The 14535-nt window shown below is 65.4% G+C and carries 12 protein-coding genes and 2 pseudogenes; 2 read left to right on the forward strand and 12 right to left on the reverse strand.

All coding sequences use genetic code 11. The features are described 5' to 3' along the window. Positions 1-106: 106 nt before the first annotated feature. The 5 genes from QRM96_RS16615 to purU form a co-directional block, all read right to left on the reverse strand. A complete protein-coding gene (locus QRM96_RS16615) occupies positions 107-1513 on the reverse strand; it encodes an MFS transporter (protein ID WP_285320292.1) in 1407 nt (468 codons plus the stop codon). A 418-nt stretch (positions 1514-1931) separates the two neighbouring features. Then, entirely contained in the window at positions 1932-2837 is a 906-nt protein-coding gene (locus QRM96_RS16620) for a bifunctional 5,10-methylenetetrahydrofolate dehydrogenase/5,10-methenyltetrahydrofolate cyclohydrolase (RefSeq protein ID WP_285320293.1), read from the reverse strand. Continuing rightward, the gene (locus tag QRM96_RS16625) at positions 2834-3460 is read right to left on the reverse strand and encodes a cyclodeaminase/cyclohydrolase family protein (RefSeq protein WP_285320294.1); all 627 of its coding nucleotides are present in this window, start codon (positions 3458-3460) and stop codon (positions 2834-2836) included. Before QRM96_RS16625 ends, QRM96_RS16620 begins: the two co-directional genes overlap by 4 nt. Before the next feature lie 4 nt (positions 3461-3464). Continuing rightward, the gene (locus QRM96_RS16630; RefSeq protein ID WP_285320295.1) at positions 3465-5957 is read right to left on the reverse strand and encodes a GcvT family protein; all 2493 of its coding nucleotides are present in this window, start codon (positions 5955-5957) and stop codon (positions 3465-3467) included. A 50-nt stretch (positions 5958-6007) separates the two neighbouring features. Then, positions 6008-6913, reverse strand: coding sequence for a formyltetrahydrofolate deformylase (gene purU / locus QRM96_RS16635; RefSeq protein WP_133831849.1), 906 nt, complete (start codon positions 6911-6913; stop codon positions 6008-6010). Between the two features lie 125 nt (positions 6914-7038). Here purU and QRM96_RS16640 point away from each other — a divergent pair, with 125 nt between their 5' ends. Next, positions 7039-7719: a GntR family transcriptional regulator gene (locus tag QRM96_RS16640; protein WP_285320296.1), complete on the forward strand. Its 681-nt coding sequence runs from the start codon at positions 7039-7041 to the stop codon at positions 7717-7719. Between the two features lie 89 nt (positions 7720-7808). Here the strand turns inward: QRM96_RS16640 and QRM96_RS16645 are convergent. From QRM96_RS16645 to uraD, 4 genes and pseudogenes are all read right to left on the reverse strand, one after another. Further along, positions 7809-9727, reverse strand: a pseudogene (locus tag QRM96_RS16645) (BCCT family transporter). 291 nt (positions 9728-10018) lie between these two features. Then, on the reverse strand, positions 10019-10828 hold the full coding sequence (locus tag QRM96_RS16650) for an IclR family transcriptional regulator (RefSeq protein WP_133831847.1): 810 nt from the start codon (positions 10826-10828) through the stop codon (positions 10019-10021). Between the two features lie 79 nt (positions 10829-10907). Then, positions 10908-11246, reverse strand: coding sequence for a hydroxyisourate hydrolase (gene uraH, locus QRM96_RS16655; protein ID WP_018760849.1), 339 nt, complete (start codon positions 11244-11246; stop codon positions 10908-10910). Beyond that, positions 11243-11740, reverse strand: a complete 498-nt coding sequence (uraD, locus tag QRM96_RS16660) for a 2-oxo-4-hydroxy-4-carboxy-5-ureidoimidazoline decarboxylase (protein ID WP_285320307.1) — start codon at positions 11738-11740, stop codon at positions 11243-11245. The genes uraH and uraD overlap by 4 nt, the downstream gene beginning before the upstream one ends. Positions 11741-11995: 255 nt before the next feature. On the opposite strand from uraD, the gene QRM96_RS16665 reads away from it, so the two are divergent. After that, positions 11996-13222, forward strand: a complete 1227-nt coding sequence (locus QRM96_RS16665) for a GAF domain-containing sensor histidine kinase (RefSeq protein WP_285320297.1) — start codon at positions 11996-11998, stop codon at positions 13220-13222. A 12-nt stretch (positions 13223-13234) separates the two neighbouring features. On the opposite strand, the gene QRM96_RS16670 is transcribed toward QRM96_RS16665, so the two are convergent. The 3 genes and pseudogenes from QRM96_RS16670 to QRM96_RS16680 all read right to left on the reverse strand — a co-directional run. Next, positions 13235-13660, reverse strand: a complete 426-nt coding sequence (locus QRM96_RS16670; protein ID WP_018760852.1) for an ATP-binding protein — start codon at positions 13658-13660, stop codon at positions 13235-13237. Further along, entirely contained in the window at positions 13653-13985 is a 333-nt protein-coding gene (locus QRM96_RS16675; RefSeq protein ID WP_018760853.1) for an STAS domain-containing protein, read from the reverse strand. The genes QRM96_RS16670 and QRM96_RS16675 overlap by 8 nt, the downstream gene beginning before the upstream one ends. Beyond that, positions 13985-14535, reverse strand: a pseudogene (locus tag QRM96_RS16680) (cellulose synthase); the annotation flags it as partial. The gene QRM96_RS16675 and the pseudogene QRM96_RS16680, both read right to left, overlap by 1 nt.

The raw sequence follows: 14535 nt of genomic DNA on the forward strand, positions 1-14535 counted from the left end.
ACTGTTTCAGCGGGTCCAGGCTGGCTCCGGGAAGGGCGGGCATGACGGAGGCCTCCGCCGCTGGTGCGGCGAAGGCCTCCTGTGGGTTGCGGCCGGTTGCCCGGTGTCAGTGCGAGAAGTTGGATGAGATCTCGGCGAGGGTGCGCCCCTTCGTCTCAGGCGCGAGCCATTGCGAGAGTATTGCGCCGAGTAATGCGACGGCGGCTGCCACGACCATGCTTGGGCCCATGCCGATGTTGCTGATCGCCCACGGCAGGGCGAAGGTGCCGAGTGCGGCTCCGATGCGGCTGAAGGCCGCGGCGAAGCCCATGCCTATGCCGCGCAGGTCGCCGGGGAATACCTCGGCCGGATAGACCTGGGTCAAGGTGGTGTAGCCGGCATTGAAGAAGGAGAAGGCGAGGAACAGGGCCAGCACCAGGATCGCCGGCGCGTCAGCCCAGACCCCGATGACCAGCAGGATGCCTGCGCAGAGCCACTGCCCGGGCACGGTGAGGATCCGGCGGCCGAGCCTGTCAATCAGAAGCACGCTGGTGACGACACCCGCGGCCGCAAGGGCGGACAAGCCCACTCCACCGGCCCAGCCGCCGCCGAAGCCGAACTGCGTGAGCACGTCGTCGGCGAAGGTCGCGATCGCGAAGTACGGAGTGACCGCGCAGAACCAAAAACCGGAAGTGAAGACGGTGGCGCGCCAGTGTTCCTTCGAGAACAGCATTCCGAAGGAGGCGTTCTTGATTTTGGTCCTGCCCTTTGCGGCCTGCGCCTCCTGGATCATCCGCAGGTCGATCTCTTCGGTGATGCTGTCGTGCATCTGCGGCGATTCGACATACTTGTGGGCGATCGCCAGTGCTTCGTCACGCCGTCCCTTGGTGATGAGCCAGCTTGGCGATTCGGGGAGGCCGATGCGGGCGAGGAACAGGACGAACGCGAGGATGGTGCTCGTCCCGATGACGAGGCGCCAGGGGGTGCCGGCCTCGTGCAGGAGCGTGCCGATGATGAATGCCATCATGAAACCGACGTACCAGGCGATCAGGGTCAGCCCGAGCAACCGCCCGCGGAGCTTTGGAGGAGAGAACTCCGACAACAAGGGGCCGCCAATCGAGTACTCGCCGCCGATCGCGACACCCATCATGAACCGGATGATGGCCAGCTGGATCACGGCACCGTCTCCGGAGGTTACGAAGAACTGGGCCGCTGAGGCAACCAGGAACAGGCCCATGTCCACGAGGAACATGGGCTTGCGTCCGAACTTGTCAGTAGCCCAGCCGGCCAGCGGGGAGCCGACGAAGATACCGGCCAGCGGGCCTGCGGCGATCATGCCCAGGGACAGTGCGTCGAGCTGGAGGTCTGACCGCATGGGGCCGGTGACGGGTCCGATGATTCCGAGGATGTAGCCGTCGAGGAACATCCCGCCGATGAAGACAGCGACGAGCCGCACCATGAAGCGGCGTTTGAACTTCGAGCTGGTCCCTTCGGCACTGCTTTGATCGATGGTGCTGGCACCTTTGATAGTCATAAACAGTTTCCTTTAGTGATCTGGCGCTGCCGCGTGGATGCGGCAGCGTGTGCGGCCGAGTTGCGGGCCGGGCTCCCCCTCGGATCGGCCTTCATAAATTCTGTCCGGCTGCTTCCATGCCATCGCGGGTGGCCTCGGAAGGGCGGGAGGAGCATATCCAGGAGAGTTACGTTCCGTGATGATCAACAACGTTCGCTGTATGCAACAAAATCGTGCGCTAGCTCACACCCAATGTCAAGAGTGTGTCCTGAGAAAGACGTAGCCCGTAAGCGTTCCTGTTGCGCGCTCCGGGCACGGCTGTTGCGGGGTCCCGTTTTCCGAAAACGGTGCTTCGATGAGGAATACCTCCCCAGGTCTTAGGCCCATCGAAGCACCTTTCACGGAGAACGGGACGCCCGTTGCCAACGCTGTGGCGTTCCTAGCCTGCGGCGTCCAGGACCTCGAGCTCCGGGGCCTCGGGCGCCAGCGGCGGGGATGACACTTGCCTGCGTGCGGCCTCTACGGTGTGAAGGAGCAGCAAAACCGTGGTCACTGAGCCCACGCCGCCGGGAACCGGAGTGAGCGCTGCTGCTGTCCCGGTGACGCTGGCTTCGTCTACGTCACCCACCAGCGAGCCGTCGGGAAGGACGTTCGTGCCGACGTCGACCACCACTGTTTGGGAGGAGACGTCGCTGCCTCCCAGCAGTCCGGCGCGGCCGGCGGCGACCACCACCACATCGGCATCCGTCGTATAGCGCGCCAGCGGCCCGGACCTGGAATGGCAGACCGTCACGGCGGCGTCGCGTGCCAGCAGCAGGAGGGACAATGGTTTGCCCACCACGGCGGACCGGCCCACCACCACAACGCCCTTGCCCGCCAGCGGAATCCGGTAATGCTCCAGGATTTCGACGACGGAGCGCGCGGTAGCCGGTGCAAAGGCCGGCTGGCCGACGGCAAGGCGTCCCAGGCTCAGTGGATTGGCGCCGTCAATGTCCTTTTCCGGGGCGATGAGGCCCACCAGGTTATCGGTCCGGACTCCCGTAGGCAGGGGTGTTTGCAGGATGATGCCGTTGACGGAGGGTTCGGCGCTGAGGTCCCGCAGGACGCCGGCCAGGACCGGCTCCGTTGCGTCGTGTCCCAGGTCGATGATCCGGCAGCCGACTCCGGCGCGCTCTGCTGCCCGCTCGATGGAACGGACGTACCAATGCGTTGATTCGTCGCCGGTTGCCATGACCACTGCCACGACCGGGCGGACGCCCTCAACTTCCAGCGACCTGACCTGTGCCTGGACCTCCTGGTGGAACAAACCGGCCAACGGCTTCCCGGAAAGTACTGTGGTGCTCAACCAAGGATCCTTTCGCGCACGCGGGCCGAGAGGGCATCTGCCGCCAAGACCACCTTTTCCTCAATGCCGTCCGTCTGCCGCGCAAGCCGGGCGCGTGCCTCCGGGTCCTTGACTGCCACAACGTTGATGTCGATGTTCACGCGTGCAGTAGTGGCGGCTGCCCTGGCGGCATCTGCGGCCGCCGCCACGTCGCTGATGACGTTGGCGTTGGCGATGTCGTACAGCTCCGTGGCCAGGTCCACGATCTCGCCGGACAACGTGACCAGCCGGGCGGGTGTTTCAGCCGCCTGGATGAGTGCTGACTGGATCACGGCTGCGCGGGCGGCCTTGAGCTCAGCCGTGCCGGACGGCAGTTTGTAGGAATCGATGACTGCCTGGAAGGCCACTTCGTCCGCCTCGGCCAGGTGCAGCGCTTCGTCGATAAGGCCGTCGGCTGCCGCCGTAATGCGCTGCACCAGGGGTGCGTGCGGCTCATACTTGGCGCCGGTGGTGTAGCGCGCCACCATGGCCACCAACGCTGCACCCTGGGCCGCGTGCAGCGCCGCGGCAGCACCGCCGCCAGGCGTCGGCTGCTTGGCGGCCAGCCTAGTGAGGTAGCTGCCGATTGACTCCGAGCTGATCATGGCCCTACCCGCGGAGCCGGGTCATGGTGGGGTCGTACAGGGGGTCCTGCGTGACCGTGGCGACGATCCGGCGCCCGAAGTATTCGATCTCCACGGAATCGCCGATCGAAACGTCGGCGGGCAGGTAGGAGTAGGCGATCGGTTTCCTGACCGAGTAGCCGTAGGCGGCGCTGGTCACGTAGCCAACTGCCTGGTCCTTGTAGAACACCGGTTCCTTGCCAAGCACCAGGCTGCGGCCGTCGTCGACCGTCAGGCAGCGCAGGTGCCGCGCTGAGTTCTCTTCGGTGCGGCCTTCCAGGGCAGCCTTCCCGACGAAGTTGTCCTTGGCCATCTTCACCGCGAAGCCCAGGCCGGCCTCGAAGGGGTCGTGCTCGGTGGTCATGTCCGTGCCCCAGGAACGGTAGCCCTTTTCCAGGCGGAGCGAGCTGAACGCTGCCCGCCCGGCTGCGATGACGCCGAACGGCCGGCCCGCCTTCCACAGTGCATCCCAGAGCCGCTGGCCGTTGTCGGCGCTGGTGTACAGCTCCCAGCCCAGTTCACCGACGTAGGACAGGCGCATGGCGGTGACCGGCACGCCGCCGATAACCACCTTCTTGGCACGGAAGTATTTCAGGCCGTCGTTGGAGAAGTCGTCGCTGCTGACGGTGCTGACCAGGTCGCGTGCCAGCGGACCCCACAGGCCGATGCAGCAGGTGCCGCCGGTGGTGTCGCGGACCTGGACCCAATCGCCGGCGCCGCCGCCTTCGGTCTGGTGCCGGGCGGCGCGTTCGAAGTAGGCGGTGTCGATGTTGCCGTTGGCGCCCAGCTGGAAGGTGTCCTCGGACAGGCGGGCCACGGTGATGTCGCTGCGGATGCCGCCGGCATGGTCAAGCAGCAGCGTGTAGGTGACCGCCCCGGGTTTCTTGTTCAGCTCGGCGGTGGTGAGTTCCTGGAGCAGCTTCAGGGCGCCGGGGCCGGAGATTTCGAGGCGCTTCAGCGGAGTCATGTCGTACATGGCGACGGCGGTGCGCGTCTTCCAGGCCTCGGCCGCGGCGATGGGGGAGCTGAACATCCCGGACCAGGCATCGCGTGCCGGGGGCTGCCAGTCGGCGGGCATTTCTTTGAGCAGTTCGGCGTTGGCCTCGAACCAGTAGGGCCGTTCCCAGCCGGCGCCTTCGAGGAAGTAGCCGCCCAGTTCCTTGTGCCGGGCGTGGAAGGGGGAAACGCGCAGGTTGCGCGGGGAGAGCTTGGGTTGCAGCGGGTGCAGGACGTCGTAGATCTCCACGAAGTTCTGCTGCGAGGTTTCGCTGACGTATTCGGGCGTCAACTGAACGTCCTCGAAGCGGTGGATGTCGCAGTCGCCCAGGTCGATGGAGGATTTGCCGTCCACCAGGAGTTCGGCCACAGCGCGCGCGATGCCGGCGGAGTGGGTCACCCAGACGGCTTCGGCAACGAAGAAGCCGTCGAGTTCCCTGGACTCGCCAACGAGGGAGCCGCCGTCAGGGGTAAAGGAGAAGATGCCGTTAAAGCCGTCTTCGATTTCGCTTTGGCGCAGGGCGGGGAGCAGCTGTTTGGTGGCCTCCCAGGCGGGGAGGAAGTCCTCCACCGTGAAGTCCAGCCGCGACGGCATGTTGTGCTCGCTGATTTCGTCCGGCCTGAAGGTGCCGAGTTCGTCAAGGTCCACGGGCATGGGCTTGTGGGCGTAGGAACCGATGCCGTACCGGTCCCCGTGCTCGCGGTAGTAGAGGTCCTGGTCCTGGTGGCGCAGGATGGGCAGCGATGCGCCGTTGGGCAGCTCGTTCTTGCCCTTCTGATCCGGGACCGGGGTGGTCTTGACGTACTGGTGGGCCAGCGGGAGCAGCGGGACGGTCATGCCGATCATTTCGCCGATCTTTGCACCCCAGAAGCCGGCGCAGGAGACCACGATGTCTGCCGGGACCACCCCGTCGGAGGTCTGGACGCCAGTGACGCGGCGGCCGGACTGTTCGATGCCGGTGACGGTGGTGTTGCCTTGGTACTTCACGCCGGCAGCCTCGGTGCGCTTGATCAGCAGCTGCACGGCCCGCGCCGCGCTGGCCAGGCCGTCGCTGGGGACGTGCAGGCCACCCAGGATCTCCTCCTCGTTAATGAGGGGGTACAGTTCCTTGCACTCCGCCGGGGAGAGGATCCGGCCGTCGATGCCCCAGGCGGAGGCGTAACCGAGCTTGCGCTTCAGGTCCGAGAGGCGGGTTTCGGTGGTGGCAACTTCCAGGCCGCCCACCTGGTTGAAGCAGCTGGTGCCGTCCTCGGTCAGGGACAGCAACTTTTCCACGGTGTACTTGGCGAACAGGGCCATGGACTTGGAGGGATTGGTCTGGAAGACCAGTCCCGGGGCGTGCGAGGTGGAGCCGCCGGGCATGGTGAGGGGCCCCTGGTCCAGGACGGTGATGTTGTTCCAGCCCCGCGTGACGAGTTCATCCGCGAGGTTGGTGCCGACGATGCCGGCTCCGATAATGACAATGCGTGGCGACGATTCCAAGGTAGTCTCTCCTGCTGCTTTACGGATTGTGCCTGGGTAAGGGCCGGTGCTCACCGGAACACCACGGTGCTGGTCTGGTCCAGCAGCACACGGTGCTGGCAGTGCCAGCGGACGGCGCGGGAGAGGGCCAGCGCTTCGGCGTCCTGGCCCACGGTGGACAGTTGCGCCGGACCATAGGTGTGGTCCACGCGGATGACTTCCTGCTCGATGATTGGACCCTCATCCAGGTCCGCCGTGACGTAGTGGGCGGTGGCACCCACCAGTTTTACGCCGCGGTCGTAGGCCTGGTGGTAGGGGCGTGCGCCCTTGAAACCGGGGAGGAACGAGTGGTGGATGTTGATGGCTCGGCCCTCCAGGGCGCGGCACAGGTCATTTGAGAGCACCTGCATGTAGCGGGCCAGGACCACGAGGTCGGCGTTGAACTCATCCACCAGCTCCAGGAGCCGGCGCTCGGCGTCGGCCTTCGTGTCCGGGGTGACGGGGATGTAGATGAAAGGCAGCCCTGCGGCTTCCGCCATGGCGCGGTGGGTTTCGTGGTTGGAAACCACCGCCACCAGCTCTGCGCCGAGGCTGCCGCCGCGCCACCGGAAGATGAGGTCGTTCAGGCAGTGGCCGAACTTGGACACCATGACCAGGACGCGCTTGGGGGTTTGGCCGTGGAAGCTGGCCTTCATGTCGAAGCGGCTGGCGATGCCGGCGAACTCTTCTTCGAGCATCGCCGGCGTGTAGCTGGGGGAGCCGGAGAACGCTGTGCGCAGGTGGAGCGTCTCGCGCAGGCTGTCGTCGAACTGCTGGTGTTCGTCGATGTTGAAGCCACGTTCGAAGAGGAACGTGGTCACGGCCTGCACAATTCCGGCCTGCTCACGGCAGGACAGGGTCAGCACGAACTTCTGCGTCTGCTCTTCCTTGAGCGCCGGCAGGGTGGCGGTTGCTGAAGCTGTTTCGATGAGGGTCATGTCCCTCCTCCTTCTTCTAGATATATTCAAAAGCTGCGGACTGATATATTAGATTGGATGCCAGCGTATACTGGTCCATAGGCGAGGTCAATAGTTTTTTCCAGGTTGCGAAGAAGGGGCTCAGCATGGCGATCGAAGCTTTGGCGGTGGCGGACGACGCCGGCAGGAAATCACTGGCGGACGTCGCCTATGAGAGCATCCGCGACTGGTTGCTTATGCTGGAAATCAAACCCGGCGAGCTGCTCAACGACGAACTCCTTGCCAAAAACTTGGGCATGGGGCGGACTCCGGTGCGCGAAGCCCTGAAGCGGCTGGAGCTGGACCGGCTGGTGAAGACCTACCCGCGGCGGGGCACTTTCGCCACCCGGGTGGACGTGACGGACCTTTCCTTCATCTCGGAGATCCGTGCCCAGCTTGAGCCCCTTGCGGCCGCCCGGGCCGCACGGGTGGCCTCCCCTGCGGTCCGGGACGGGTTGCGGGCCACGCTCGAGAAGGTCGAGGAATTCGACGTTGCCGCGGCCACCGTAACCGAGACGCTGCAGCTGGATGCCCGGGTGCACCAAGGCATCTATGCCGCCGCCGCCAACCCGCACCTGGAGGACATCCTGATCCGGTACGACAACCTGGCAACGCGGATCTGGTGCATGGTGATCGACCGCCTTCCGGACCTGTCGCACCACGTGCGCGAACACCTCGATCTGCTCCGGGCCGTTATCGACGGAGACGAGGAGCGGGCTTCCGAGCTTGCCAAGGTCCACGTGAGTGGCTTCGAGCAGGCGATGCGCGAGGCGCTCTTTAACGCCTAGCTTCTTGGTGGCCGCAGAGCCCCACCAGCAGGGCCAGTGAAGGATTGGCCCCGGCGCATGCTGCGCCGGGGCCAAATCCGGGTGTTTCCCTACGGTGCGGCTGCCTTCTCCAGATCCGGCCCCTTGCCTTGGCACGGCTGGCCGTCGGCGCATCCGTCCGGGCACTCGTGCTTTGTCACAAAGTCGAACTGCGCGCCCCGGTGTTGCTCCACTCCGGTCCGGATAGCCCGCTCCACCACAGAGTCCGCCAGCCGGCGGCGCAGGGAAAGGGGGTCTCTGCGCAGGTCCTTGGTGAGGGCGAAGCAGAGCAGCAGCATCACGATGACAAAGGGCAGGGCCGCGACGATGGTGATCCGCTGCAGGCCCGACAATGCTTCGGAGGGTTGGTCGCCGCCGGCCAAAAGCATGACGGCGGCCACGGCGCCGGTGAGGGCACCCCAGAAGATGACCAGGGCACGTTTGGGTTCGGAGCTGCCGTTGGAGCTCAGCGACGCCATGATCAGGGAGGCGGAGTCGGCGCCGGTAATGAAGAAGATTGCAACCAGGACCATGGCCAGGACGATCACGGCCGCAATCATCCACCCCGGCAGGGGGAGATTCTTCACCAGGTTGAACAAGGCCCCATCAAAATCGATGGTTGCTTTGCCGTCGGTGACGGTCATCAGGCCCGGCGTACCGGCTTTGTCGGCTTCCTGCTGGATGTGGAAGGCCGTCCCTCCGAAGATGCCGAACCAGATGACACTGACGAGGCTGGGCACCAGCAGAACGCCGGTGACGAATTGCCGGATGGTCCGGCCGCGGCTGATCCGTGCGATGAACATGCCCACGAAGGGCGTCCACGAAATCCACCAGGCCCAGTAGAAGATCGTCCAGCCGGACATCCAGGTCCGCAGCGCCTCGTCGCCGACGGCCTCGGTGCGGGAGGACATCTCGGCCAGGTCGCGCAGGTAGTCGCCAATCGCCGAGGGGATGAGGTTAAGGATGAAGAGAGTGGGGCCCGCCACGAACACGATGACGGCGAGGACCACGGCAAGGACCATGTTGACGTTGGACAGCCACTGGATTCCGCGGCTGATGCCGGATACGGCGGAGGCGATAAAGCATGCTGTCAGGATCGCCACGATGGCCACGAGTACAGGTGTTCCGACCTCGCCTGTCCAGCCGTTCGACGTGAAGCCGCTGCCAATTTGCAGGGCGCCGAGACCCAGTGATGCGGCCGTGCCAAAGAGCGTAGCGAAGATGGCAAGGATGTTGATGACCTTTCCCACCGGCCCCTCAACGGTCCTGATGCCGAACAGAGAGGTGAAGGCGGCGGAGATCAGTTGCCTGCGTCCCAGCCGGTAGGTGCCGTAGGCCATGGCAATGCCCACCACTGCATACATGGCCCAAGGGTGCAGGGTCCAGTGGAAGATGGAGGTGGCCATGGCCGTCTGGATGGCTGCGGGGGTACGCCCGTCAACGGTTCCGGGCGGCGGCGAGACGAAGTGGTACAGCGGCTCGGCCACCCCGTAGAACATCAGGCCGATGCCCATTCCAGCGGCAAACATCATGGCGATCCATGACACCGTGCGGAACTCGGGTTTTTCGCCGTCCTTGCCCAAGGGAATGTTGCCAAACTTGCCCAGGGCCAGCCACAGGACAAACACGACGAACAGGGACGCGAGGACCATAAAGAGCCAGCCGGTGTATTCCATGACCCAGGCCAGGGCGTCTTTGGACGTGGTGGCCAGGCTGTCCTTGTCGGCAAATCCCCACACCACGAAGGCGAGGGCGATGGCGCCGGTGATGCCGAACGTGGCCTTGTCCAGCGTCAGCTTCCGGTCGCGGCGCGCTGGGAGACGGCCTGCTCCCTGTTACTCTGCCGCAGTTCCTCCAGTATCTGCTGGTGTTCGTTGACGGCGGGAAGGGCTGTCGATTCCTCGTGGCCGGCGCCCGGTGGCTCGGCGGGAATTCCATCGGAAGGCGGCACTTTTGGCTTGGCGGAGGTGAGATCACTGTTAATGGCCACGAAAGCGGGTCCTTTGGCTAGTCCATGGGCTTGCGTTCAGTGCTGGGCATCGGGCAGCGCAATCCGGGGATAAATCGCCGCCTGGCCGTTGGCCAGCGGTGGCAGGGCATTGGGCCCCATGGGGAGGTGTTCCGCAAAGATCAACAGAGTTCGCGCTAAGCAACAAGAGTGCTGTACGTCACTTTGAAAGTCAAGGGTGTTACGGGGTGCGGAGTCGCTGCTCACCAGGCGAAGCGAGGGACCCGTTGCATAAAAAATGACCCCCGGTCCAGCCGGGGGTCACCCATTTTCTTAGTGGCCGTGGTAGCCCATGTTGGCGCTGACCTTATGGCCTGCTTCCTTCAATGTATCCAGCAGGCCTGGAATCCGCTCCGGGTCGAAGCGGAATGCCGGCCCTGAAATACTGATGGCGCCAATCACGGTTCCCTGGTGGTTGCGCACGGGAACCGCAACGGCATTCAGGCCGATCTCGAACTCCTCGCGCACCACGGCATACCCGTCGGCCGCTGCTTTGAGCAACTGAGCGTCCAGTTCCTTGCGGCTGGTGATGGTCCGGGCGGTCCGGGCGGCCAGGCCGGTCTCCTTCAGGATGCGGTCCCGGTCGTCGGCCTCCAGCGCGGCCAGGAGGACCTTGCCGCTGGACGTGGCGTGCAGCGGCGTCAGGCTCCCCACCCAGTCGTGGGTGGCCAGCGTCGAGGGGCCCATGGCCTGGTCAACGTTAACGGCGTAATTCGAACGCAGCACCGCCAGGTTGACGGTCTCCTTGAACTCGTCCGCAAGGCTTTCCAGGACCGGCCTTGCCTCGTGGACCAGGCTCAGCCGCCCGGGAATGGAGCTGGCCAGCCGGAGGATCCCGAAGCCAAGCTGGTACTTGCCCCGCTCGCTGTTCTGGTGGACCATCTGGCGGGTCACGAGCGAACCCATCAGCCTCGAGACGGTGGACTTATGGATCCCCATTTCCTCGGCGATCTCGCTCACGCCCGCATGGCCGTCCCGGGCCAGGATCTCCAGCACGGTCAGGGCGCGCTCCACGGATTGCACCCCGCCGGACTGGCCGCCCTCGGCGTCGGTATCGGATTCCGGGTCTCTATTCGAAGCCATACCTTCAGATCCTATGCCGGAACTGTGACCGCCGTGACATTCGGTTTACGTGCTTGACACGCCGGCCCTGACGTCCGCGTCAGCTCCCGCGGTACGTTGAGTAGGCAAACGGGCTCAGGAGCAGGGGGACGTGGTAGTGCTCAGGGCCGGTCACTTCGAAGACCAGGTCAACCTCGGGGAAGAAGGTGGCTGTCTGCAGCCCGGCGTAGTACTCTCCCGTGGCGAAGTTCAGTTTGTACTGCCCGGGTTCCAGCTGCTCGGGGCCCAGGTCCTTTGCCCGGCCGTCGGCGTCGGTGCTGGAGGCCGCCAGCTCGCGCCAGGTGCCGGCGTCGTTCTTTGAAAGGACGACGGCGACCCCCGCCGCCGGGCGTCCGGCGCCGGTGTCAAGGATGTGGGTGGTGACGTGGGAAACGCTCATTCGCTGATCAGTCCTTCAAGCCGCAGCACGGCAATCTCGCGCAGCTGCTGGGCCACGATGGTGTCTTCTTCTTCGGGGGAGTTGGCGAGCCGCCGGTTCAGTGCCTGCAGGATTTCCGGTGCGGTGCGTCCGGCGGCCCGGATCAGGAAGACCCGGCCGAATTTTTCCTCGTACTCCCGGTTCCCCGTGGCGAGGGCCTCTGCGGCCTCAGTATCTGCCGGGTCAACCCCGGCCTGCTCGGAACGGGACATGGACGCCTCGGTGCCGGCCGTCGTCGGGCGTTCCCCGATCCGCGGGTGGTGGGCCATGGCGGCTTCGACTTCGGCGGGAGTGAACGGCTTGGCTGCGTCCGCGGCGAACGCCAGGAGCCCGTCCCGGCTGGCGAACGGCCGGGCTGCAGCCACTGCCTCCACCCAGCGGGTGACGTCGATGCAGGGCCGGAGGGTGGCCTGGGCCGTGGCGGGCTCCGCGGTGTTGAATTCGGCAAGCTTCATGCTGGCGTATTCCTTGGTGGTCATGCTGGCATCCATGGTGACGGCTATGCGGATGCCGGTTGACCCGGCGCCGATCGTCCGAGCGGCTTCCGCATCATGGAACTGTTATTTCAGCATACGTAATATCTAAGGACAGGCCGGCGCCCGTGTCAAGAGCGTACACCAGCCATTTGGGCCAGCCGGTAGGATCGCGGAAGCGCCACGGGCCCACGCTGATGATACTGGGGGCACAAGGGAATTATGGACGGGGCGGCTATGCAAGTGCTGACCGATCAGGATGCAGGACGCGACGCGGGCCTGCGGGCCTACGGACTGCTGCCATTGGCAGCGGGGGACACAGCGGGCCTGATTGATGACGGGGCGCAGGAGGCGCTCGCGAACCTGGTCCGCCTCGCCGCCTCCCTGTGCGGGGTGCCCTACAGCGTGGTCAACATCATCACGTCCAGTGAACAGGTCCAGATTGCTGCGTATGGCATCGACCCCGGGGTCTGCGCCCGCGAGGATTCCATGTGCGCCGTGGTCTTCCTCGACCACAGCACCACGGTGGTCCGGGACGCTTCCCGGGATCCCCGGTTCGCCGCCAACCCGTTCGTCACCGGCTGCATCGCCGACGTCCGCTTCTACGCATCCGTGCCGTTGGAGACATCCTCGGGACTGGTCCTTGGGTCACTGTGCGTGTACTCCGATGAGGCGAAACTCCCTGCTCCGGAGCAGATCGAACTGCTGGAGGTGTTGGCCCACCAGGTGGTCGAACTCCTGGAACTGCAGCACCGCACCCTCCAGCTCAACGACGCCCTGGCCGAACTGCGGCGCAGCAACGATTTGCTCTCCGAATTCGCCGGCCGGGTCAGCCATGACCTTCGCACTCCACTGACCACCATCCTGGGATATGTGGAGCTGGCACAGGATGATCCCGGAATCACGCCGTCAGACCCCTCCGCGGAATACCTGGACCTGATTGGCACCGGCGGCCGGCGCATGCTGGGCATGCTGGAAGAGGTGCTGTCCTATGCCAGGGTGGACGGCGAAATCCGCCCGGAACGGGTATCCCTGCTGGCCGTCACCGCCGAGGCCGCGCAGGACCTGGGGGTGGATCTGGGCTACGGCAGCGGCATCTCGTGCGAGGACGCGGAAATCTTCGCGGACCGGGCCCAGTTGCGGACGCTGGTGCAGAACCTGTTGGCGAATTCCTTGAACTATGGCCGCGCCGACCGTGCACTGCGAATAACCGTCGGCGCCAGCGAAGGACCCCAAGGCGCCACCCTTACGGTGGCCGACAACGGCAAGGGGATCCTGCCCGCGGACCGGGAACGGGCGGTCCAGCCGTTGGTCCGCCTGAACCGCCCCGGCGACGGGCCCGGGACCGGGCTGGGGCTGGCGACGTCCCGGCGCATCGCCCAGGCGCACGGCGGCGAACTCGCCATTGGTGACACACCAGGCGGTGGCGCGGCGGTATCGGTGCTGTTCCCCGCCCGGCCGTAGCCGGCCCCGAACCTAGTCCTGGGAGGACGTCCGGGACAGCACCCACGTGTTGGTGCCGTCCTGGCGTTCAAACGTCACGGTGGTAACCAACGCTTCGATCAGCGCCAGGCCCCGCCCTGATTCGGCGTCCTCGTCCGGGGTGGAAGCCTCCATCGGACCGAACGGCGGCTTGGCGTAATAGGCACTGACGCGGGCCTGCAGCAGCGCGGGCTGCACGGTGGTTTCCACGCCCAGCTCCACGTCCCGTTCACCGGCGGGCTGGGCGTGCTGGACGATGTTGGACGCAGATTCGATGACCGCGGTGGTGAACGTCATCTGGTCCATGTCGTTGACGAATGGAACATCCAGCCACAGGCTGTCGAGGTCGTTGTGGACCGCTTCGATGGCATCCTCGGCGGCCGCCCCCCGGAAGCTGCGTGAGGCCAGGACCTCAGTCATTGCCGAACGCCTCTTCGGCCGTGGTGTACGCCGTGAGGACCTTGTCCATGCTGGTCAGCTTCAGGACCATGTTCACCTGCGGCTGCACCGCGGCGATCCGGAGGTCGCCGCCTGCCTGCCGTGCCGCCTTCAGGCACCCGATCAGCGCGCCAAGGCCCGAGGAGTCCATGAACGCCGTGTTCTCCAGGTTGACCACGATCCGGTTCGACCCACCGGCGATCACGTCGGTGACGAACTCGCGCAGCTTCGGGGCGGAGACCATGTTCAGCCGTCCGTCCGCTTTGACCTCCGCGTATGAGTCCTTGACCTCGTAACTGAACTCCATCAGGATTCCTCTCTGTTTGCAGGTTCTGCGGCCGGTTCGTACCCCTTGTAGAGCACGGCACGGACCAGGATGCTCATGACCACCAGGTCAAAGACCACCCAAGCGACGTTGACCAGGGTGCCCAGCGGTTCCGCCAGCCCGGTGGCCAGGCGGATGATGCCGACGACGGCGGCGACGGCCAGCAGGACGGACACCACGATCTGGGGCCGGATGAGGCTCCAGCTGGGTCCGCCGCTTTGGCGGGCCTTGGGGGTGACGGCGAACCCGAGGGGACGGCCGAACCAGACGTTGCGGGCCGCCGTCGTGCATGCCTTGATCCACGTGGGGAACAGGGCAAGGCTGTATTGCTGCCCGCGCCAGGTGGGGATGCCGCGGCCGGCCACGGCGAACAGCAGCTGATTGACCACCATGAACGGGATGAACCGGATGAAGAAGTCCCAGCTCAGGCTGCTCACCGGCAGGATGCCCAGCAGCAGGTAGATGATGGGGGCGGCGAAGTAGATGACGGCGGCGAACCCGCTCAGGTAGGTCCACATGGTGGCGAAGTACA

The sequence above is a fragment of the Pseudarthrobacter sp. lyk4-40-TYG-27 genome (assembly GCF_030209295.1).
GTDB lineage: Bacteria > Actinomycetota > Actinomycetes > Actinomycetales > Micrococcaceae > Arthrobacter.

Bases quoted from the DNA above. Each gene is read 5' to 3' on its own strand.
- QRM96_RS16675 (WP_018760853.1), bottom strand. From the start codon at position 13,985: ATGGAGTTCAGTTACGAGGTCAAGGACTCATACGCGGAGGTCAAAGCG.
- QRM96_RS16650 (WP_133831847.1), bottom strand. From the start codon at position 10,828: ATGGCTTCGAATAGAGACCCGGAATCCGATACCGACGCCGAGGGCGGC.
- uraH (WP_018760849.1), bottom strand. From the start codon at position 11,246: ATGAGCGTTTCCCACGTCACCACCCACATCCTTGACACCGGCGCCGGA.
- purU (WP_133831849.1), bottom strand. From the start codon at position 6,913: ATGACCCTCATCGAAACAGCTTCAGCAACCGCCACCCTGCCGGCGCTC.
- QRM96_RS16615 (WP_285320292.1), bottom strand. From the start codon at position 1,513: ATGACTATCAAAGGTGCCAGCACCATCGATCAAAGCAGTGCCGAAGGG.
- QRM96_RS16625 (WP_285320294.1), bottom strand. From the start codon at position 3,460: ATGATCAGCTCGGAGTCAATCGGCAGCTACCTCACTAGGCTGGCCGCC.
- QRM96_RS16665 (WP_285320297.1), top strand. From the start codon at position 11,996: ATGCAAGTGCTGACCGATCAGGATGCAGGACGCGACGCGGGCCTGCGG.
- QRM96_RS16670 (WP_018760852.1), bottom strand. From the start codon at position 13,660: ATGACTGAGGTCCTGGCCTCACGCAGCTTCCGGGGGGCGGCCGCCGAG.
- QRM96_RS16640 (WP_285320296.1), top strand. From the start codon at position 7,039: ATGGCGATCGAAGCTTTGGCGGTGGCGGACGACGCCGGCAGGAAATCA.
- uraD (WP_285320307.1), bottom strand. From the start codon at position 11,740: ATGAAGCTTGCCGAATTCAACACCGCGGAGCCCGCCACGGCCCAGGCC.